Origin of the sequence: Peribacillus glennii (assembly GCF_003429105.1) — a bacterium.
Taxonomy (GTDB): domain Bacteria; phylum Bacillota; class Bacilli; order Bacillales; family DSM-1321; genus Peribacillus; species Peribacillus glennii.
Genome location: NZ_QVTD01000003.1, coordinates 708,113 through 728,349, shown reverse-complemented (window position 1 = coordinate 728,349; position 20,237 = coordinate 708,113). Strand labels below are relative to the sequence as shown.

Annotated in this window: 18 protein-coding genes, 1 pseudogene and 1 riboswitch; of the genes and pseudogenes, 15 read left to right on the top strand and 4 right to left on the bottom strand. The window is 42.1% G+C overall.

Annotated features, from left to right (window positions below; translation table 11 throughout):
* The first annotated feature begins 117 nt into the window (after positions 1-117).
* The 8 genes from D0466_RS04950 to D0466_RS04910 all read left to right on the top strand — a co-directional run bounded on the left by D0466_RS04950 (position 118) and on the right by D0466_RS04910 (position 10,519).
* On the top strand, positions 118-855 hold the full coding sequence (locus tag D0466_RS04950) for a polysaccharide deacetylase family protein (protein ID WP_117321427.1): 738 nt from the start codon (positions 118-120) through the stop codon (positions 853-855).
* 225 nt (positions 856-1,080) lie between these two features.
* Positions 1,081-1,178, top strand: a riboswitch (yybP-ykoY riboswitch).
* Positions 1,179-1,236: 58 nt separating this feature from the next.
* Positions 1,237-1,932, top strand: a complete 696-nt coding sequence (locus tag D0466_RS04940) for a TerC family protein (protein WP_117321425.1) — start codon at positions 1,237-1,239, stop codon at positions 1,930-1,932.
* Positions 1,933-2,161: 229 nt separating this feature from the next.
* Positions 2,162-3,328: a pyridoxal-phosphate-dependent aminotransferase family protein gene (locus tag D0466_RS04935; RefSeq protein WP_117322215.1), complete on the top strand. Its 1,167-nt coding sequence runs from the start codon at positions 2,162-2,164 to the stop codon at positions 3,326-3,328.
* Between the two features lie 25 nt (positions 3,329-3,353).
* Entirely contained in the window at positions 3,354-4,067 is a 714-nt protein-coding gene (locus tag D0466_RS04930; RefSeq protein WP_117321424.1) for an aconitase family protein, read from the top strand.
* A 146-nt stretch (positions 4,068-4,213) separates the two neighbouring features.
* A complete protein-coding gene (locus D0466_RS04925; RefSeq protein ID WP_117321423.1) occupies positions 4,214-6,130 on the top strand; it encodes a sigma 54-interacting transcriptional regulator in 1,917 nt (638 codons plus the stop codon).
* The gene (locus tag D0466_RS04920; RefSeq protein WP_117321422.1) at positions 6,123-7,559 is read left to right on the top strand and encodes an FAD-binding oxidoreductase; all 1,437 of its coding nucleotides are present in this window, start codon (positions 6,123-6,125) and stop codon (positions 7,557-7,559) included. The genes D0466_RS04925 and D0466_RS04920 overlap by 8 nt, the downstream gene beginning before the upstream one ends.
* A 17-nt stretch (positions 7,560-7,576) precedes the next feature.
* Entirely contained in the window at positions 7,577-8,920 is a 1,344-nt protein-coding gene (locus tag D0466_RS04915; RefSeq protein ID WP_117321421.1) for a (Fe-S)-binding protein, read from the top strand.
* A 393-nt stretch (positions 8,921-9,313) separates the two neighbouring features.
* Positions 9,314-10,519: an NAD(P)-dependent malic enzyme gene (locus D0466_RS04910; protein WP_117321420.1), complete on the top strand. Its 1,206-nt coding sequence runs from the start codon at positions 9,314-9,316 to the stop codon at positions 10,517-10,519.
* 155 nt (positions 10,520-10,674) lie between these two features.
* On the opposite strand, the gene D0466_RS23585 is transcribed toward D0466_RS04910, so the two are convergent.
* The gene (locus D0466_RS23585) at positions 10,675-10,848 is read right to left on the bottom strand and encodes an IS3 family transposase (protein WP_407675604.1); all 174 of its coding nucleotides are present in this window, start codon (positions 10,846-10,848) and stop codon (positions 10,675-10,677) included.
* Between the two features lie 46 nt (positions 10,849-10,894).
* Positions 10,895-11,042 (bottom strand): annotated as a pseudogene (locus D0466_RS04900) (IS3 family transposase); the annotation flags it as partial.
* 211 nt (positions 11,043-11,253) lie between these two features.
* Here D0466_RS04900 and D0466_RS04895 point away from each other — a divergent pair.
* The 4 genes from D0466_RS04895 to D0466_RS04880 all read left to right on the top strand — a co-directional run bounded on the left by D0466_RS04895 (position 11,254) and on the right by D0466_RS04880 (position 17,030).
* Complete coding sequence (locus D0466_RS04895) at positions 11,254-11,598, top strand: metal-sensitive transcriptional regulator (protein ID WP_117321418.1); 345 nt, start codon at positions 11,254-11,256, stop codon at positions 11,596-11,598.
* 16 nt (positions 11,599-11,614) lie between these two features.
* Positions 11,615-11,821: a copper chaperone CopZ gene (copZ, locus tag D0466_RS04890; RefSeq protein WP_117321417.1), complete on the top strand. Its 207-nt coding sequence runs from the start codon at positions 11,615-11,617 to the stop codon at positions 11,819-11,821.
* A 213-nt stretch (positions 11,822-12,034) separates the two neighbouring features.
* On the top strand, positions 12,035-14,467 hold the full coding sequence (locus D0466_RS04885) for a heavy metal translocating P-type ATPase (protein WP_117321416.1): 2,433 nt from the start codon (positions 12,035-12,037) through the stop codon (positions 14,465-14,467).
* 478 nt (positions 14,468-14,945) lie between these two features.
* Positions 14,946-17,030 (top strand): methyl-accepting chemotaxis protein, encoded by a 2,085-nt coding sequence (locus D0466_RS04880; protein WP_117321415.1) that lies wholly within the window; start codon positions 14,946-14,948, stop codon positions 17,028-17,030.
* A gap of 301 nt (positions 17,031-17,331) precedes the next feature.
* On the opposite strand, the gene D0466_RS04875 is transcribed toward D0466_RS04880, so the two are convergent.
* On the bottom strand, positions 17,332-17,487 hold the full coding sequence (locus D0466_RS04875; RefSeq protein WP_117321414.1) for a DUF1540 domain-containing protein: 156 nt from the start codon (positions 17,485-17,487) through the stop codon (positions 17,332-17,334).
* Positions 17,488-17,723: 236 nt separating this feature from the next.
* Here D0466_RS04875 and D0466_RS22810 point away from each other — a divergent pair, with 236 nt between their 5' ends.
* Positions 17,724-17,918 carry a hypothetical protein gene (locus D0466_RS22810; RefSeq protein ID WP_233522540.1) on the top strand — a complete coding sequence of 65 codons (195 nt, stop codon included), beginning with the start codon at positions 17,724-17,726 and terminating at the stop codon, positions 17,916-17,918.
* Position 17,919: 1 nt separating this feature from the next.
* Here D0466_RS22810 and D0466_RS04865 read toward each other — a convergent pair whose 3' ends face one another.
* A complete protein-coding gene (locus D0466_RS04865) occupies positions 17,920-18,792 on the bottom strand; it encodes an SDR family oxidoreductase (RefSeq protein ID WP_117321413.1) in 873 nt (290 codons plus the stop codon).
* 290 nt (positions 18,793-19,082) lie between these two features.
* On the opposite strand from D0466_RS04865, the gene D0466_RS22805 reads away from it, so the two are divergent.
* Complete coding sequence (locus tag D0466_RS22805) at positions 19,083-19,259, top strand: hypothetical protein (protein WP_233522539.1); 177 nt, start codon at positions 19,083-19,085, stop codon at positions 19,257-19,259.
* Between the two features lie 142 nt (positions 19,260-19,401).
* Positions 19,402-20,220: an ABC transporter ATP-binding protein gene (locus D0466_RS04860; protein WP_117321412.1), complete on the top strand. Its 819-nt coding sequence runs from the start codon at positions 19,402-19,404 to the stop codon at positions 20,218-20,220.
* The last annotated feature ends 17 nt before the right edge of the window (positions 20,221-20,237 follow it).

The following is a 20,237-nucleotide window of genomic DNA, read 5'->3' as shown; positions in this document are numbered from 1 at the left end:
ATTTGATCATTTATGTATTTAGTGTCCTTTTTTGCTTTTTCTTACTGCCATGCAGTTATATTCCCTCCATTTTGAGGAACAATAGGCGTAGTTGATACAGAGCCAGGAGAGTGGGTTATGAAAAAGAATATATTACTAATCCTGTTTCTTCTATTATTTTTGATGCCAGCAGACGTTATTGCCCAGAAGGCAGTCCCTATTTTGGTTTATCATTCAATTGCCGAGTATAAAGGGCAGGGATCGAAGGAATTATTTGTGGCACCTGAAAACTTTGAAAAACAAATTAGATATCTCAAAGATCAAGGGTTTACATTGCTTTCATTTGAACGCTGGAATGAGATCGGCCGAGTCAGTAAACCAGTATTCATTACATTTGATGATGGATATAAGAATGTTGAAACTGCATTTGCGATTTTTAGGAAGCTGTCTGATGACAAATTTCAGCCTGTCGGTACCATTTTTGCGATATCAGATTTCGTTGGGCGTCCGAATAGATTATTAAAAACGGACCTTAAAAGGATGGCTGATTCAGGTTATTTTTCCATACAATCACATACTGCCACACATCCTGATTTGACCAAACTAACAGATTTCCTGTCTGAGCTGAAGGGGTCCAAAGATAAAATTGAGAAAATCACAGGCAAACCGGTCATCGCCCTTTCCTATCCCTATGGAAACTTCAATGCCCGGGTTGTGGCAGAGACTAAAAAATATTATCAGTTTGGCATCACCACCACTCCTGGACCATATATAGAAAAAGGGCTGGAAAACGAACTGTATCTAATTCCAAGAACATATGTCAAATATTCAACTACATTAACAGATTTTGCGAAGATAGTGGGGGTAAGTCAATAATAAAAAAACCTTTCCGAAAGAGACATTTGAAATAAGGGAGCGAAAAATGCAAAGCTAACCCTTTGCTGAATTTTCCTGACTGAAAAAATGGAGGACATGTTTGTGACTTGTTGAAAGTGGCCATGGAAGATTTGTATACTTTATAAAACTGCAGGAAAAAATCAGGAATGAAACATTCTAAGATGAATACAATTGTAGTGTGGAATAGTTGGAATTTTATGAGTTTCCTTCCGTAAAGGGGAGTAGCGTCAGGGACATCCTGAAATAAAGTCGTCATTACATGGAATATTTCCATCGGCTTTATTGGCCTAAGCTCTAGGCTCAGCGAGACCTTTGCCGTCATGGCAGAGGTCTCTTTATTTTTGTAAAAGGGGGACGAAGATGGAATTTTTAACAGGGTTGTTTGCTATCATCATGATTGATCTGGTTCTTGCCGGTGACAATGCCATCCTAATTGGTTTGGCAGCACGGAAACTTCCGAAAGAACAGCAGCGGAAAGTCATCATCTGGGGATCTGTCGGGGCAATTGTGATCAGGATTATTGCAACGCTGCTTGTCGTAGTACTGCTGGATATTCCCGGGCTGCATTTAGTCGGCGGCTTGCTGCTGGTTTGGATTGCTTATAAGCTATTAGTTGATGAAGAAAAACATGATGTGAAAGCAGCTGATTCCATGTGGGCAGCGATCCGGACTGTGATCATTGCGGATGCCTTGATGGGATTGGATAATGTGTTGGCGGTTGCGGGGGCTGCGCATGGGAATTTCCTGCTTGTTGTGATCGGTTTGGTTGTTTCGATTCCGATCGTAATGTATGGAAGCACGTTAATACTTAAAATGATTGAACGTTATCCTGTAATTATCACTATCGGGGCAGGGATTTTAGGGTGGACAGCAGCCAAAATGATCGTCGCAGAGCCTTTTCTGAATCAGGTTTATTTTTCGAACTCATTTGTGAAATATGGTTTTGAAGTGTTGATTGTCATTCTGATATTGTTAGCGGGGAATTACAAACAGCAAAAGGTAAATCTTGCAAAGGAAGCCAGGAATGAAATGCTGTTGAAACAAAATCTACAATAGAATGTATAAGTATGAGACTTTTTAATTAAAGAGTCTCTTTTTTTGAATCGGCAATGTGTTTCAATCGGGAGACTCGTTTCATTTTATGTTCCATATTGAAACATCGGAACAATTACCAACTAAAAGAAATTAAGAATGAAAGGGATTTCAAGTTGGCACGGAAATTGCATAAAGAAAAATATAAGGAAATCATTTTATGAAATTTATACAGCCAAAGGGGAGAGAGAAAATGTTTGAAGAAAAAATGGATTTAAGATTGCCAGGGCCGGTCCAGGTCCCTAAGGAAATTCAGCGTGCGATGCTGCAAAGCTTTGATCATCCAATGATGGACTACCGTAATCCTGCGTTTCAGGATGTACTGCATGAAACCATTGAAAAATCGAAAATGATTTTTCAAACCAAAAATTTGGTCATTCCATTAACAGCCAGCGGGGCTTCAGCGCTTGAAACCGCCATTATCAATACTGTCGGGAAGGATGATACCATCATCCTTTGTGTCATTGGTTACTTCGGTGAATACCTGCAGGGCATCACGAACCATATCGGCTGCAATGTTGTAAGGCTCGATGCTGAGTGGGGCGAGGTCATTGATCCAGAAGATGTCAGGAAGGCCTTGAAGGAACACCCGGAAGCAAAGGCTGTTTTTGCAACCCATTGCGAAACGTCAACATCGGCGATCAATAATATTCAGGAAATTGCGGCCATTGTAAAGGAAACGGATGCGATTTTTATGGTAGATGCGGTCAGTTCCATTGTGGGCACCCCGCTTTATATGGATGAATGGGGAATCGATATCGTAGCTACTGGCGGCCAGAAAGCCTTGATGCAGCCTCCGGGTCTTGCGTTAATTACGATGAGTGAAAAAGCCTGGAACGTAATGGAGAAACACCAATGCCCATCCTTCTACTTTGATTTGAAATTATATCGAAAAGGCCTGGAATCAGGGGGAGGCACTCCTTATACACCAAATATCGCCCTTGTATGCGGCTTGCTTGAAGCTTGCAACATGATAGAAAGGGCCGGAGGAATCGAGAACGAATATAAGCGCCATGCGGCCCTTCGTGACATGACTAGAGCCGGTGTACGGGCACTTGGTCTTGAACTGTTGGTCGATGATTCTGCAGCAAGTCCGACATTGACGGCAGTGAAGCTAGAGAATGCCGACGCATTTCGGAAGATGATGCGTGAACAATTCCATATTGCATTAGGCGGAGGATTGGGAAAAGTGAAAAACAAGCTTTTGCGCCTCGGCCACATGGGCTACACGGATGCTGCCGACATGTTAAAAATGTTTGCTGCAATTGAATTAGGGTTGAAAAAAAGCGGCCATGAAGTAGAACTCGGTGCAGGGGTTTCGGCTGCCCAAAGACACTGGCTTGAAAATCCGAATTGTTAACACCTGCTAAGGAGTGACTGCCTAAGTGAATATCATTGAAAAAGCTATTGCCATTCAAGCAAATCTCGATATAGTCACTCCTGGTGAACGCCTTACAATCGAGCCAAGGTTTCTATTTATTACAGGAAAAAATGCGATGAATGTTATCAGGGAATTCATAGAATTAGGCTACAAAAAAGTGCTTAATCCTTCCCGTGCCATTTTCACTTCAGAAACGGATACTCCTTTTAGCGAATTATCCAAAATGAAAAATTTTTGTGATGAACACGGGGTCTCGCTGCTGGAAAAAGGAGAAATATACACCATCGATGCAATGGACGGCAAGTACAGTAATTTGCAGGGGTATGTTGTCGCTGGAATAGATAGCTTTATCGGAAGGTTTGGAGCACAGGGAGCGATTCCTCTCCTTGTCACCCTACGGGCAATGGCTGATTGCCTAGGTACAGGTAAAGTGGAATTGGCCGTACCTGAGATGGTTTACATAGAGGTGGACGGAGCCTTGAATGCAGGAGTAACCGCGGAAAAAATGTGTAGCTATTTGCTGGATTATTTCAATGATAGTTTGGCAGGATATGGAATCATAATAGGCGGAAAAACAGTGGAACAGTTAGATGAAACAGGGCGAAGAGTGCTAGCAAGATTCATATACGAATCAGGGGCGACACTGGGAATCATTTCGTCTGGTGGCCCCTTTGGACAGGTTGAAAGTGTAATGAAGATCGACGCCCGCTCTATTTAGGAGCAAACAGGCTCCCTAGATAGCAATTCTTTGACGTTAAACACTTTGAAACACGTAATTCCAAAATTTTTGTTGGCATTTGATTGCAATCGTTTACAATGAAAACACAGATTGTTCCAAATGAAACGTAAAATTGAGGTGCTCATATGTCAGAGATTGCTATTTTGGTACCGATTGAGGAATTAATGCCCGTTGCTTTGGAAGCTTGTGAAAAAGCGGAAGAAGACATAACCGTGAAGATGGTTCATTTTGATGAAGCGGCTGCCATTGCCAGGAAATTTGCAAAAGAAGGGACAGAAGTCATTATCAGCCGGGGTACGTTGGCGATGAAAATCATTGAATTGGATATAGGAATTCCGGTAGTCCAAATTCCGATCACTGGTTTTGATTTGCTTCGCACCATTATGAAAGCCTATAAAAATGGGGAAAAAATCGGGATTGCGGATGATCTTGAAGTCATTCATGGCATTGAAAGCATTGAAGCTTCCCTAGGATTCAGTATCGAAAAATATGTGATGGACGCCAAAACAGATGTTGGAACTGCGGTACAAACGCTGATTGAAAGAAACATTGATGTGCTAATCGGCAAAAGTGTCTATGTGAATCAAGTGAAAAAGCTGAATGTGAACACAGTCATATTGTCTTCAGGGGTTGAATCGGTATCGCAGGCGATACATGAAGCCAAAAGTTTGCTCGAGGTGCGCCGCACTGAACTAAAGCGGACAAAACAATTGCAGGCCATCCTCGATTTCATCGCGGACGGGGTGATCGCTGTTGATGAAAATGGAATTATCACTGTGTGCAATCCTTCCGCAAGGAAAATTTTGAATATTACAAATGAAGGTATCATTGGAAAACCGGTTGACCATTTCCTTGTCCACTCCCGTTTAAAAGAGGTTATTTCGTCGGGCAAGGAAGAGCTTAACAAGATACAGGACGAAAATGGCGTGAAAATAATCGCCAATCGCATTCCGATCCGTCATGAGAATTCTGTGTTTGGGGCTGTATGTACCTTTCAGGAACTTAAAAAGCTGCAGCAGCAAGAACAGGAAATCCGAAAAAAACTAATGCACCGCGGACATGTGACAAAATACCATGAGGACAACATCGTTGGCGAAAGCGAAATTTTCATTAAAGCGATTGATAAAGCCAAAAAGTATGCACAGGTGGACTCCACCGTATTGCTAAGCGGCGAAACGGGAGTTGGGAAAGAAGTTTTTGCACAGTTAATCCATAGGTTCAGCAAGCGGGCGGAGGGACCGTTTGTGGCGGTAAACTGTGCGGCTATCCCTTTAAACCTTTTGGAAAGCGAATTGTTCGGCTATGTGGAAGGAGCATTTACAGGAGCCAAAAAAGGCGGAAAAACCGGATTGTTTGAGCTTGCACATCAAGGGACAATTTTTCTCGATGAAATCGGGGAGCTGGCTGAATCATTGCAGGCACAGCTTCTGAGAGTGCTGCAAGAAGGAGAAGTGATGCGCCTTGGCGATGAAAGGGTCATTCCGATTGACATCCGGGTAATCGCAGCCTCCAATCGGGATTTAGGGAGCATGGTAGATGAAGGGAAGTTTCGGGCAGACCTGTATTATCGGCTGGATATCCTTAATATTATGATTCCTTCCTTGAACGAACGGCGCGAAGATATTCCACTGTTGTGTAATTATTTTACAGAAGAACTAAAGAAAAACATTCAAAAAGATATTGCCGGCTTCACTAATGAAGCGGTAGAAATTCTTCAAAATTACCACTGGCCGGGAAATATCCGCCAGCTTAGGAATATCGTTGAAAGGTGCATAATACTCGCGGAAGACAACTTCATTAATGAGGAAACAGTAATGGCAGCAGGCGGCAAGGACTTTTTAGATTTGGACATGAAAAGGGGCGGCCTGCCAAAAACAAACGGGCAATATTTCGGGAACTTGCCGAATGATGAGCACAATCGAATTGTTGAGGTGCTGAAACGAGTGAATGGAAATAAAACGGAAGCAGCGAAAATCCTGGGAATCGGGCGGACGACCTTATGGAGAAAAATTAAAGAAAATGAGGTGGAAAGATATGAATGAAACTATCGCACCAGCACAGCTGGACGATAAAGTCATTTCACGCCTAAAAGAAATATTTGGTGATGATCGCGTTTTGACCAATAATACTGACTTGATGACCTATTCCTATGATGCATCTTTTGAAACACAGCTCCACCCGAAAAAGCCACAGGTCGCAGCCATCGCCTTATCTACCAATGAAGTGAGTGAATGTGTAAAGCTTGCCAATGAATACAAAATACCAGTGTATCCAAGGGGAGCTGCTACCGGACAAACTGGAGGAGCTGTTTCAACCAAAGGCGGCATTATGCTGGACCTTTCCAAAATGAACCGCATACTGGAAATAGATCATAGAAATATGCAAGCCATGATCGAACCCGGTGTGGTGCAGAATGATTTGAATGAAGCCCTGAAACCTTTCGGGTTACGTTTCCCGCCTGATCCTGGTAGCGCAAATATGTGTACGATCGGAGGAATGGTTTCGAATAACTCAAGCGGGCTACGTGCCGTAAAGTATGGTGTCACACGGCATTACGTCCTGGGAATGGAGGTAGTCCTTCCGACAGGAGAAGTAATCGTAACCGGCGGTGCGAACTCGAAAGCATTAAAATCCGTGTCAGGCTATGACCTTGCCCATCTAATGATTGGTTCGGAAGGGACACTTGGCATTGTGACACGACTGAGATTGAAATTATTGCCGCTGCCAGTTTCCAGAGGCATTGTACTTTGTTCGTTTGCAAGATTGGAAGATGCGGGAGAGGCGGTAAACGCCGTATTCTCATCCGGACTTCAGCCATCAGCTATTGAAATCATGGATTTCAACTGCACAAAGGCTGTAAACAAGATGAAGCCTGAATTAAATCTCCCTGAGGATAATGAAGCCGTTCTCGTCTTTGAAGTGGATGGTGCAAATGAAGAAGTCACTTCTCAGGTGAACCGTTTAAAGAAAGTGGTTGAGAAATACGCTACTTACGTAAAATTCAGTGATGAGCCAGAAGAGTGTGAAAAGCTTTGGCAGGCAAGGAAGCTCGTCGGTGCAGCGGTAGGTCTTCTGAAACCAGGAGGATTCAGGGTTTATGGCGGAGAAGACATTTGCGTCCCGATTTCCCGTTTACCGGAAACGCTTCGGGAAATCCATAATATCGCTGAGAAATATGGAATCATTTGCGGCATATACGGCCATGTGGGTGATGGGAACCTGCATACCGGCCCAGTAGTAAATAGCAACAATAAAATAGAAATGGAAAATGTCCAAAAGATGATAGACGACATCCACGAACTGGCTATCAAAATGGAAGGGACTACGACTGCGGAGCATGGAGTCGGAATCGTGCGGGCGAAATATATGGATGTGGAACACGGTCCAGCAATGGAAGTGATGCGCGCAATCAAAAAAACAATTGATCCTAATAACATTTTAAATCCGGGCAAAATGGCACTGCCAAACTAAGACTAGAGGTGAGACCTTTGAAAACATTAACTCCAGAAGAGTCCATGCATACATGTGTGCGTTGCGGAGCATGCCGTGGTGTATGTCCCACGCTTAATATCACGGGGAGGGAAGCGGATGGTCCCAGGGGCAGGGTGTTAATGGCGCGCAGCGTGATTGATGGTGAAATCCCGGTGAACCAGGAGATTAAGGATCAACTGGACCGGTGCCTGCTATGCTCTGCTTGTGTAGACGCATGCCCAATAGACGTCCAGGTTCCCGATATTGTCATGCTCGCCAAAGAACAGATCGCGGCAGCAGCCGAAACAACAGTGTTCCAAAATAGCGAAAGTTCTATCGAACAGCCGGGGCGGCTTGCTAGTACTGTTAAAAATTTCTTTTTCGATAAGGTGCTGGCAGATCAAAAACGGCTGAATCAGGTCGGGAACTTATTGTGGATGTATCAAAAAAGCGGGCTTCAAACCTTGACAAGAAATATCGGAATCATGAAGTTTTTCCCGGAACAGCTGCGGGAAATGGAGAAAATTACACCGGCCGTGCTGTCCCCTTCAGAGAGGAAACCACATCCTGAATATACTCCGCGTGCCAATGAAAGAAAGGAATCAAGGGGCCGTGTTGCATTCTTTCAAGGCTGTATAATGGATGTGATGTTCCGCGAAACGAATAAGAACTCGATTAAACTGTTATCGAAAACAGGCTTTGATGTGGTAACGCCAAAATCGCAAATGTGCTGTGGCGCTTTGCATCATCATAGCGGGAAAAAAGATAAAACGATTGAACTGGCGAAAGCCAACATTGAAGCCTTTGAAAAGGCGGAAGTAGACTATATCATTACCAATGCGGGCGGCTGTGGGGCTGCTTTAGCTGAATACTCAGATTTTTTCCGCGATGATCCTGTATGGCTGGAGCGGGCTAAAGCTTTTTCCAAGAAGATCCGCGACATCAGCGAGATCATTCACGAGAAAGGTGATTTGCCAAAAACAATGGGACATGGTGAACGGGTCACCTACCAGCCTTCTTGCCATCTCCAATACGTAATGAAGGTAAAGGACGCACCGGCAAGGCTTGTGAAACGGGTGCCAGAAGTAGAGTATGTGGAGCTGCCTGAGAAAAAATATTGCTGCGGATCTGCCGGGATATACAATCTGCTACAACCGGACCTGGCCAATGACATTTTGGATAAGAAAATGGAAAACGTCAAGAAAACGGGCTCTGGAGTTCTTCTTACAGCCAACCCTGGCTGCTTTTTGCAAATGAAACTTGGCGTGCACAGAGAAGGAATGGAAGATGTCATCGAAACCAAGCATGTAGTCGATTATTTAGTTGAATCGATTGAAAGGGCGGAAGTGAAGGCTCACTAAAAAGATTGGTTCCTTTATGAAACAAACTTAAATGTAACTGTTTCATGAAGGAACTTAATAAAAGTAAAAATTTAAGAAAAATTTATCGTTTTAATATTGTTGATAAGAGAATTGTATGATAAAATATCAGAATATTTAAAAATTAATAAAAATTGAATGGATTCTCTTTTCTGCTGTAATTTGACATATTTTGAAACCGTATTCCACAGTCCGGCTTTTTACAACTTATAATAATCCTAAAGTTCAACGACTGCCGATCAAGCAGGGATTAAGGATTTTTTGCGAATAAACAGAAACGGTGTTTCGCAATAGGAAACAAAATCTTCGGGATTACAAGTAGTTTTGATTCATTTTAATTTTAAATAAAATCATTATTTTAAAGGAGATGAAAGTATGGGAAATATTAGAGAAAAGTCTTTGGAGCTTCACAAGCAGGCAAAAGGAAAATTAAGCGTGGAATTGAAGGTAGAATTGAATAATGCCGATGATTTAAGCCTGGCATATTCTCCGGGTGTTGCGGAGCCATGTACCGAAATTCATCAGCATCCTGAAAAAATCTATGATTATACGATAAAAGGCAATTTAGTCGGGATAATATCAGATGGCACAGCTGTCCTTGGCCTCGGGAATATTGGCGGAGCGGCTTCCATGCCTGTTTTGGAGGGGAAAGCGGCACTTTTTAAAGCTTTTGCTAATGTCGATGCCTTCCCTATTGCACTGAATACTACCGACCCGGAACAAATTGTCCAGATTGTGAAAGCAATGGAACCCACATTTGGCGGAATCAATTTAGAAGATATTTCGGCTCCGAATTGCTTCATCATTGAAGAGCGGCTAAAAAAGGAGATGAATATACCGGTATTCCATGATGACCAACACGGAACGGCCATTGTCACTGCTGCAGGCCTTATCAATGCCTTAAAGGTCGTAAACAAAAAGCTTGAAGATATAACGATCGTGGTCAATGGTGCGGGTGCCGCTGGAATTGCCATTGCAAAACTTCTGCATGAATTGGGTGTGGATGACATCATCATGTGTGACTCGAAAGGTTCCATCTATCAAGGGCGGACTAACGGCATGAATACGGTGAAGGAATCGATTGCCCAGATTACAAATAAAAATAACGCTGCCGGGTCATTGAAAGAAGTGATTAAAGGGGCCGATGTATTTATCGGGGTTTCAGTTGCAGGGGCTCTTACGCAAGAAATGATAGGCACCATGAATGAAAATCCAGTCATCTTTGCGATGGCCAACCCTAACCCGGAAATCATGCCTGCAGAAGCCATCTCTGCCGGAGCGGCAGTAATCGGAACCGGCCGTTCCGATTTGCCGAACCAGGTGAACAATGTCCTTGCATTTCCTGGAATTTTCAAAGGAGCTCTTCAAGTATTAGCCTCAGAAATCAATGAACAGATGAAATTAGCTGCTGTTTATGCCATTGCCGATCTAGTCGGGCCTGAAGAGCTTACGAATGATTATGTAATTCCAAACGCATTTGATTCCAGGGTGGCTGAAGCTGTTGCGACTGCTGTTGCACAGGCCGCCATCGAAACCGGGGTAGCCAGAAAGAACCTGGATGCGAAGACCGTTACGATCTGAGCTAAGTGTAACAACGTAAAATCAATAGAGACCACGGCATTTTAAAGTGTACCTTTTGTAAAGGACATATAAAAAAAAGACTAGACAGCTGTAATAAGATGATCCCTGTTTTGTGAAGTGACCTCTGTCAAGTAGACAGTAATAAAACAACATATTTAAGAAGCCTGAGTTCTGTATTCATATGGACTCAGGTTGTTTAATTTTTCCTGGAAACGCTGATAGTTATAGAAGCGAATATATCTACGTACGGCATCCTTAACTTCTTCGGCTGTTTGGTGAGAATAAAGATGGAAACACTCCGATTTAAAATGGCTGAATAAGTTCTCCATACAGGCGTTATCCCAACAGTTTCCCTTCCTTGACATACTGGCTTTAATCTTTGAAGTGACCAAGGAATGATTCCTGTGGTGCATTATCCAAACAGTTACCTCTCCTTGACATCCTTGCCTAGGTTATATTCTTTCACCATTTTTTGATACGTAGGATTCCTGTAATGAAATCCTTGATAAGAGTGTATAAATGCTTTCAATATAGAAATAAAGCATTGAAATGTCCAATTAAGAAGCAGTGGCTCAAATCGTTTGGTTTTTCCAGGTGGTTTGATGAATGGAACCAAAGACAGAGGGGCTTACATCCTTCTGCGATTGAGTTTTGAAGAACTGGTTACAATATTTATATAGTGCTTTACATACGGTACCAGGGTATCATATAATGCTTTTAAAGGAGGCGAGGCAATGTCTTTAGACCTTAATAATGAAGAAACTATCGGAGAAGAATGCTGTTCACTGGAACACAGCGACAGAAAGAGCCACCATTCCGATAAAGTGAAGAAAAACCTTGTCACAAGATTAAACCGAATTGAAGGCCAAATCCGCGGGATTAAAGGATTAATTGAAAAAGATACCTACTGCGATGATGTAATTACGCAAATTTCGGCCACACAATCAGCATTAAATAGCGTAGCAAAAATATTGCTTGAAGGACATATGAAAAGCTGTGTGCTGGAACGAATTCAAGAAGGTGATCTTGAAGTTCTAGATGAGGTTCTTGTCACTGTACAAAAATTAATGAAAAAATAATGGAGGCAGATTGAAAATGGAAATTGTAACTTTAAATGTAAAAGGCATGTCCTGTGGACATTGTGTTAAAGCGGTTGAAGGCAGTGTAGGAAAACTGGAAGGCGTGGAAAGTGTAAAAGTGGACCTTGACAAAGGCCAGGTGGCAGTTAAATTTGACTCTAATGTTGCTACACTGGACAAAATTAAAGAAACGATCGATGATCAAGGATATGACGTGGAATAATTGAGCATCATCCACAGAACGTGACTGAGTATTCGGCACGTTCTGTTTTTCATTTATGGGTATTCCAGGGGAACTTGAGCAAATTGTTTTCTACATATTAATGGTGCGTTAAAAAATAAATAAAACGAGATTGACATATAGGGTGGGGGGGTATAGTATAAAAGTATAAGTATATTCAATAAAAAGTCTTTCTATTTAGAAGGAGTGATCAAAATGAGCAGTGCCGGTTTGAAAGAAGTTCAAATGCCTATTTCTGGGATGACGTGTGCCGCATGTGCTACCCGGATAGAAAAGGGATTGAATAAAATGGAAGGCGTAGAGAATGCTAATGTGAATTTAGCCTTGGAAAAAGCATCAGTCATGTATAATCCTGAAATAACAAATGTTCATGACCTCGAGAAAAAGGTTACTGACCTGGGGTATGGGGTTATTAAAGAAAAGGTTGAGTTCGACTTGATCGGCATGACATGTGCCGCATGTGCTACCCGCATAGAAAAGGGGTTGAATAAACTAGGCGGTGTCAGTAATGCAGCAGTAAATCTGGCGCTTGAAACAGGAACGGTAGAATTTAACCCTTCAGAGGTCACCATCCAAGATATGATCAACAAGGTTGAGAGCATTGGTTATGAAGCGAAATTAAAGCAGGATAACGAGGAAACTGCCGACTACAGGGCGGTGGAAATTGAAAAGCAAAAAGGAAAATTTATTTTTTCCTTAATCCTTTCTCTTCCATTATTATGGTCCATGGCCGGGCACCTTGAATTTACTTCATTCCTCTATGTACCCGAAATATTTATGAATCCCTGGGTCCAGCTTGCTCTTGCTGCACCGGTACAGTTTATTATCGGCAGGCAGTTTTATGTCGGAGCTTATAAAGCCCTGCGTAATAAAAGTGCCAATATGGATGTGTTAGTGGCGTTAGGGACCTCGGCTGCGTTTTTCTACAGTTTATACCAATCGATCGCATCGATCGGTTCCGGGGCACATATGCTGGAGCTGTATTATGAAACAAGTGCTATATTAATCACATTGATCATTTTAGGGAAATTATTCGAGGCCCGCGCAAAAGGCCGCTCTTCAGAAGCAATCAAAAAATTGATGGGTCTCCAGGCAAAGACAGCCATGGTGTTACGTGATGGCAAGGAAATGGAAGTTCCCCTGGAAGAAGTAACGGCTGAAGATATCGTATATGTGAAACCGGGTGAAAAGGTTCCGGTTGATGGCGAGATTATCGAAGGACGCTCCGCACTGGATGAGTCGATGTTAACGGGTGAAAGTGTACCCGTCAGCAAAACAGTCGGAGATACAGTCATTGGTGCAACACTTAATAAAAATGGCTTCTTGAAGGTGAGAGCAACAAAGGTGGGTAAAGATACAGCATTAGCGCAAATCATTAAAGTAGTTGAAGAAGCCCAAGGTTCAAAAGCGCCAATTCAAAGGGTGGCGGACCAAATTTCCGGTATCTTCGTGCCAATCGTTGTAGGAATTGCGGTAGTCACGTTCCTGATTTGGTATCTATGGGTAAGTCCAGGTGAATTTGCTGAAGCGCTTGGGAAATTAATTGCCGTCTTGGTCATTGCTTGTCCTTGTGCCCTCGGACTCGCGACTCCGACTTCGATTATGGCGGGTTCCGGCCGCGCAGCGGAATACGGTGTACTATTTAAAGGCGGGGAACATTTGGAAGCGACCCACCGCATTACAACGGTTGTTTTAGATAAAACCGGAACTGTTACAAACGGAAAACCTGTATTAACCGATGTAGTTTTGGAAGGAAATATAGATGAAGAAACATTCCTTGCCATGATCGGTTCAGCTGAAAAACAGTCAGAGCATCCACTTGCTGAAGCGATTGTTGAGGGCATTAAAGAAAGAAATATTTCCATGACGGAAGCTCAGGAATTTGAAGCCATTCCAGGCCATGGTATCAGGGCCATAGTCGAAAATCGGGTACTTTTAATCGGAACCAGGCGATTGATGAAGAAATATAACATCTCCATTGATTCAGCAACACTTAAGATGGAACGCCTTGAGGATAACGGAAAAACAGCCATGCTTGTAGCAGTTGACGGAGTGTATATGGGAATCGTGGCTGTCGCCGATACGGTAAAAGAAACATCCAGAGAAGCGATTAAACGCTTGAAAGATGCCGGGCTTGAAGTAATGATGATGACAGGCGACAACCAGCGTACTGCACAGGCGATTGCAAATGAACTCGGTATTGACAGGGCGATTGCCGAAGTCCTTCCAGAAGGAAAAGCGGATGAAGTAAAAAAACTGCAAGATAAAGGTAAGCGGGTAGCGATGGTAGGCGATGGCATCAATGATGCGCCGGCGTTGGCAATGGCCGATATCGGAATGGCGATTGGAACTGGAACGGACGTTGCCATGGAAGCGGCGGATATCACGCTCATGAGAGGAGATCTTAATAGCATAGCCGATGCCATCTTAATGAGCAAAAAGACAATCCGTAATATCAAACAAAACCTATTCTGGGCATTGGCCTATAATTCCCTCGGTATCCCGGTTGCTGCAGCAGGATTCCTTGCCCCATGGCTTGCAGGTGTGGCAATGGCATTTAGTTCTGTATCCGTTGTATTGAATGCACTTCGCTTGCAGCGGGTAAAGTTGAATGATAAAACAATTTAAATGGTTAAAAGTAGAGCTGGCCGCATGGCCAGCTCGTACCAATTTGGTCATTTCGCAATATGTTTAGTTCACCTGCGGTATAACAAGAACAAACCTATGGCAGCTTTTGTTTGCTTATAACCGAACATCTGGCTTAAAGCTCGCATATTGACAACCTAGTCTGGTTTTAAAGGCTTTAGAATCATAACCAGTAATCTTTAAAATCAGATAACAGGCTTCCCTCTAAGTCCCTGCAAACTATTTTTCCTGCCCCCATCCCGAACTTAATTTATGCTAACACCTATCAAAAAAATATTCTTGTTTTGTCTAAACGGACATTATTTAGTTCTCAAAGGACTAGATTCATTAGCGAAAGTATATGATTTATGATTGGCCGGCTTCAGCTGCGCATTTTCGAATTCTATAAATTCTTCATCGTTTGCCGATATCATTGACATATCCAGCTTTTATTCACTTTTATTATGGAGATGATTATTGAATGAAACTGCAACAACGTATGCTTATTGTAATAGTAGGGTCCATTCTGGTAATCTTGGGCGGAATGCTTGCATTCGTAGCTAATAAGACCCAACAAAGTGCGGTAAGCTCTGCTACCACTTTGGCCACTGAGTCAGGCGGCAAGATTGCACGATCCGTGCAAGGCGATATTGAATTGGCAATGGACACTGCACGGACTCTTTCGCAGACATTAGAAGGAATAAAAAACACCAACCAGACAAACCGGGCTGTTGTAAACTCTATGATAAAAACCGTTGTGGAGAAAAATCCTTCATTTTTGGCTACCTGGACAGTATGGGAACCTAATGCGTTCGATGGCCAGGATAAGAAGTTTGAAAATACCCGTGGAACAGACAAAACAGGGAGACTTATTCCATATTGGTCCAGAACAGATAGTGGTGTTTCTTTAAGTGCTTTAAGAGATTATGATAAACCAGGTGCTGGGGATTATTATTTATTGGCAAGAAACAGTGGAAATGAAACGATATTAAATCCGTATACATATAAAGTAGGAAACAAAGAAGTAGTGATGACATCTGTCGTAGTGCCGATTAAAAAAGATGACAAAGTGATCGGTACTGCCGGTATTGATATTGCTCTTGATGGCTTACAAACAATGATGCAAGACTTTAAGTTATATGAAAGCGGTTATGCGTCGATTTTTTCGAATGACGGTTCGATCGTTACTTCACCAAAGCCGAATGAAATTAATAAGAAAATAACTGATGTTGAACAAGATTCCTCCGTTACGAAAATTATGAACGCTATTCAGGAAGGTAAATCATACGAGTATAACTCACATAATTTATATAAGGTATATACACCTATTCATATTGGTGATAGCACGACTCCATGGTCGGTAGGAATCACAATACCGATAAACGAGATCACGGCTGAATCAGATCAAATGCTTATTACAACCATTATCGCGGGTGTGCTTGCGTTAATCTTGTTGGCTATTGTCGTATTCTTCGCTACTAATTCGATAGTGAAACCGATTGTTGCTACTGTTGCAATCGGGGAGAATATGTCTAAAGGTGATTTTACCGATAATGTTCCGGAGAGATATTTGAAGAGAAAAGATGAAATAGGGACCTTGGCAAAAGTTTTTGAAACCATTACAAACAGTATGAAAACAATGATAGGGCAAGTAAGCTTTAATGCTTCACAAGTAGCTGCAACATCAGAGCAACTATCAGCAAGCGCGGAACAAACAGGTAAAGCTACAGAGCAAATTACGGTCGCGATTCAGGAGGTTGCATTAGGTTCAGAGACACAGGTCTCCCATGCATCAAAGGCTACTAATGTAGTAACAGAAATCTCACGCGGCATGAACGAGGCGGCAACATCTATTCAGTCGGTGGCAGATTTAGCAGAAACAACCAATCAAAAAGCAAATGCAGGCAGTCAAGTTGTTAGTGAAACAGTTGAACAAATTAATATCATTCAACAAAGGGTTGCCTCAACAGCTGAGGTTGTTGAAACTTTGGAAAAAAAATCAAAGGAAATCGGACAAATTGTTGATATTATTACTCAAATTGCGGATCAAACGAATCTATTGGCACTAAATGCAGCCATCGAAGCTGCCCGAGCAGGGGAACATGGCAAGGGATTTGCGGTTGTTGCTGATGAGGTTCGTAAGTTAGCTGAACAATCAGGACATGCAGCAGGAGAAATAAAGGAATTGATTCTGCATATTCAGTCAGAATCAACAAACGCAATGAAATCTATGCATGAAGGAACCGAATCGATAGGCCAAGGAATAGAGTTGGTGCAACAAACCGGTAAATCATTTAACGATATAGTAAAAATGATTGAAGAAGTCAGTACCCAATCCCAGGAGGTATCTGCGATTATTGAACAGGTTAACGCCAGTTCTAAAAACACCGTGGAGATGATGGAGGAAATATCGGTTATTTCTAAACAGTCTTCAGGAAATACACAGAACGTGGCAGCGTCTGCGGAAGAACAAAATGCTTCAATGGAAGAAATATCTGCCTCAGCAGAAAATTTAAGCAGAATGGCCGTTGAACTGCATGAGACTTTAAGCCAATTTAAAGTATAAGTACTACACACCGCCTGGTATATCTAGGCGGTTCTTTTTGCCTTATTTGTAAGATGTTTATTGGAGGTCTTACTTGCCGAAACTACGGGAAAAGGACAGAAAGTATTAAGCATCAATGTTAATTTATTATAATATCTAAATTTATTCGTGGGTTTGTATGGGCACTATAGAAGGCAATTATATCTTAATGCAAAAAAACTTTCTGGTCATTAAAAATAAACTCATCATCAGAATATAATTGAGATTTATTATCATACTAAACGTACAACAGGGTAACCATATAAATGGTTACCCAAAAATATTACAATTCTGGTTCGAATGTTTTGCAATCCGTCTCTTGGCTATTTGATGCATGATTGCCCTTGTGGCTTACCACATAAATCGCATCAGCAGTACATTTGTTTCCTGAACCCCAATAGGTACAGTTATTCACTTCGCAAAGAACATCTTTAGCCATGATTTATCCACCTCCTGTTAGTATCTTTTACGGATGACCTTTTGACAATACTCGGTGGATTTCAATCTTTGCTGGTTTTATTGGTATTTTTATAAACCAATTGCTTTTACGGTTAAGTATTAGTTGGACTCCATGAATACCGGAAATTCACTCAGAGTTAACTGACCGCTACATAAGCTGTTTGTGAAAATGTAAATTCCCCATGATGAAAGCTCTAGGGGTGAAAGATCATTGAAATGTTAAAGTATGAAGAAGCTGGTTTGCCGTTTATCCACAAGGGGTGGGTCCGGCCGGTAGACCGCTGGCATGATTTTGATCCATTCATTTTGATGGCTGAGGACTGGTTTAAAGAGGGGCTTTTTCGGACCGCGAACAACTGCATTGAAAAACCGGCATCCAATCATTTGGAGAGGCCGGTTTTTTACTTATAATTCAATTAATTTTTGAGATTTCATTTGAAACTTGAGTTAATGCTTCTTTAATTGGAACAACCGGCCGTCCGAGAAGTTTTTCAAAATCCTTGCTCTCGATTGCCAGTTCACCTTCCCTGATGCCTTTTTGGATGTCAACAAGCATAGGAATAAGAAATTCCGGCACACCGACACTTTTCATAATTTCGGCATAAGCAGCGTCATCAACCTGCTGAACAGTCACTTCTTTACCCAAAACAGTACCAAGGGCAGTGGCAAGTTCATCCTGAGTCAATAGTGGGCCAGAAAGCTCGTAGATTGTGTTTTCGTGCCCGCTGCCAGTAAGTACCGCTGCCGCAGCTTCTGCATAATCTTGTTGCAGGGCCCAGCCTACCTTGCCATTTCCGGCGGATGTCACCCAAGGTGCACCTGCGAGGACACCTTGAATGCTTGAGACTTCATTCTCCAAGTACCAGTTATTGCGCAAGAAGGAGTAAGGAATGCCTGTTTCCAGGATGGCTTCTTCTGTTGTCTTATGCGTTGGAGCAAGGAAGATCTTACTTTCCTGGGCATTCACGATACTGGTATACGCAATGAATTTAACTCCAGCACGCTCTGCCGCTGCAACCGCATTTGTGTGTTGACGGATTCTTGTTTCGTTGTCCCCATCCGCAGAAATAATTAATAAGCGATCGATACCAGCAAACGAAGTATCCAGGGATTCCGGCTGATCAAAATCTCCTTGGCGCACTTCCACTCCACGAGCCCGCAATCCTTCCGCTTTCTCCGGCTTCCGGACACTGACTGCCAGTTGATTAGCCGGTACAGTCTTCAATAATATTTCTACAATTTTGGTGCCAAGTTTCCCTGATGCACCTGTAACTAGCATTTTCATTGTGATATTCCCTCCAACAAATGTTTTATTGAAATTTTTTTTGGCAATAATCAAAGCTATATTGTAACCGATATGATTACATGTAACAATTTTAGTTACATCTAAAGGATTTGTCAATGATTAAACTAACAACTTTTTGATAGTATATCCAGACTTAAACATAAAATAATATTGTAACAATAATAATTACAGTTAAGGAAGTTAGTGTTATAAATATGCATGTAAGGTGATTTCATTATGACTATCAGCAGCCGGTTCGCTGTGGAATTCCTTATTGAGTTAATAATTTCTTGTCAACTGCCCAATTTGCGTGGAAAGCCAGCATCGAAATCGCTATTGAAGATATTGAGAAAGATATTGTTGAGAATGTAAAATATAATTTCATTAGACACAGTTGGAAGGAAGGAGCCTTCCATCCTTTTTTAAATACGGAAATTGACATTATTCAGAAAATTACGTACGATTAAACCAAAGAATTCTAACTGTATCCCGTATTCAGGCAATAAGAAATCATTATGGCAGTAGAATATCTACATATTGTGTTGGTCCGCGGCTTTTATATATTACTGAATTTATTAACAGATTTCCAACGGATATAGGAGGATTGAGATGAGCGAAACGAACAGCTGCAGTGTGATTTCCATAAAGAATATGGGTTGGAAACGAGAGGGAAAAACGATATTAAACGGCGTTTCATGGGAAGTGAAACGAGGCGAACATTGGGCACTTCTGGGCTTGAACGGCTCTGGCAAAACGTCGATCCTGAAGATGGTAACAGGCTATCAATGGCCTACCAGCGGTGAAGTTTCTATTTTAGGAAATCAATTTGGAAAAACAAACTTTCCTAAATTACGTCGTTCAATTGGCTGGGTAAGCACATCCTTGGATGACAAATTCCAAACACGCCAATATGAAACGGGACTCGAAGTTGTCCTTAGCGGCAAGTTTGCTTCTGTCGGACTATATGAGGATATTACACAGAAGGATCTGGATAAAGCTAACCAATTACTTGAGCAATTTAACATCGCACATTTGAAGACTGAAGTGATTACAGCTTTTTCACAAGGGGAGAAAAGGAAAGCAATGATTGCGAGGGCGTTAATGGCTTCCCCACAATTGTTGATTTTGGACGAGCCTTGCAATGGATTGGATATCAAATCCAAAGAACAGCTTTTATCAACGATCGAACAGATGTCGGCTATGCCGGACGGACCGACACTTTTATATGTGACACACCATGTAGAGGAAATTATCCCGTCCATAACACATGCTCTGTTGATGAATGCTGGTAATGTCATTGCCAAGGGGGACAAGAAAGCAATATTGACAGAACCTTTGCTTGAAAAGACCTTTAACGTGCCATTATCAATGGAGTGGGAGAATGGGCGTCCATGGATCCGCGTTAACTCACCAGTTGGGAATAGATGATATAGCCAGGATTGGGA

What these genes read in the sequence shown, in the direction of transcription:
- D0466_RS04950 (WP_117321427.1), top strand. Translation starts at nt 118, where the DNA reads ATGAAAAAGAATATATTACTAATCCTGTTTCTTCTATTATTTTTGATG.
- D0466_RS04940 (WP_117321425.1), top strand. Translation starts at nt 1,237, where the DNA reads ATGGAATTTTTAACAGGGTTGTTTGCTATCATCATGATTGATCTGGTT.
- D0466_RS04935 (WP_117322215.1), top strand. Translation starts at nt 2,162, where the DNA reads ATGTTTGAAGAAAAAATGGATTTAAGATTGCCAGGGCCGGTCCAGGTC.
- D0466_RS04925 (WP_117321423.1), top strand. Translation starts at nt 4,214, where the DNA reads ATGTCAGAGATTGCTATTTTGGTACCGATTGAGGAATTAATGCCCGTT.
- D0466_RS04920 (WP_117321422.1), top strand. Translation starts at nt 6,123, where the DNA reads ATGAATGAAACTATCGCACCAGCACAGCTGGACGATAAAGTCATTTCA.
- D0466_RS04910 (WP_117321420.1), top strand. Translation starts at nt 9,314, where the DNA reads ATGGGAAATATTAGAGAAAAGTCTTTGGAGCTTCACAAGCAGGCAAAA.
- D0466_RS23585 (WP_407675604.1), bottom strand. Translation starts at nt 10,848, where the DNA reads ATGGAGAACTTATTCAGCCATTTTAAATCGGAGTGTTTCCATCTTTAT.
- D0466_RS04895 (WP_117321418.1), top strand. Translation starts at nt 11,254, where the DNA reads ATGTCTTTAGACCTTAATAATGAAGAAACTATCGGAGAAGAATGCTGT.
- copZ (WP_117321417.1), top strand. Translation starts at nt 11,615, where the DNA reads ATGGAAATTGTAACTTTAAATGTAAAAGGCATGTCCTGTGGACATTGT.
- D0466_RS04885 (WP_117321416.1), top strand. Translation starts at nt 12,035, where the DNA reads ATGAGCAGTGCCGGTTTGAAAGAAGTTCAAATGCCTATTTCTGGGATG.
- D0466_RS04880 (WP_117321415.1), top strand. Translation starts at nt 14,946, where the DNA reads ATGAAACTGCAACAACGTATGCTTATTGTAATAGTAGGGTCCATTCTG.
- D0466_RS04875 (WP_117321414.1), bottom strand. Translation starts at nt 17,487, where the DNA reads ATGGCTAAAGATGTTCTTTGCGAAGTGAATAACTGTACCTATTGGGGT.
- D0466_RS22810 (WP_233522540.1), top strand. Translation starts at nt 17,724, where the DNA reads ATGTTAAAGTATGAAGAAGCTGGTTTGCCGTTTATCCACAAGGGGTGG.
- D0466_RS04865 (WP_117321413.1), bottom strand. Translation starts at nt 18,792, where the DNA reads ATGAAAATGCTAGTTACAGGTGCATCAGGGAAACTTGGCACCAAAATT.
- D0466_RS04860 (WP_117321412.1), top strand. Translation starts at nt 19,402, where the DNA reads ATGAGCGAAACGAACAGCTGCAGTGTGATTTCCATAAAGAATATGGGT.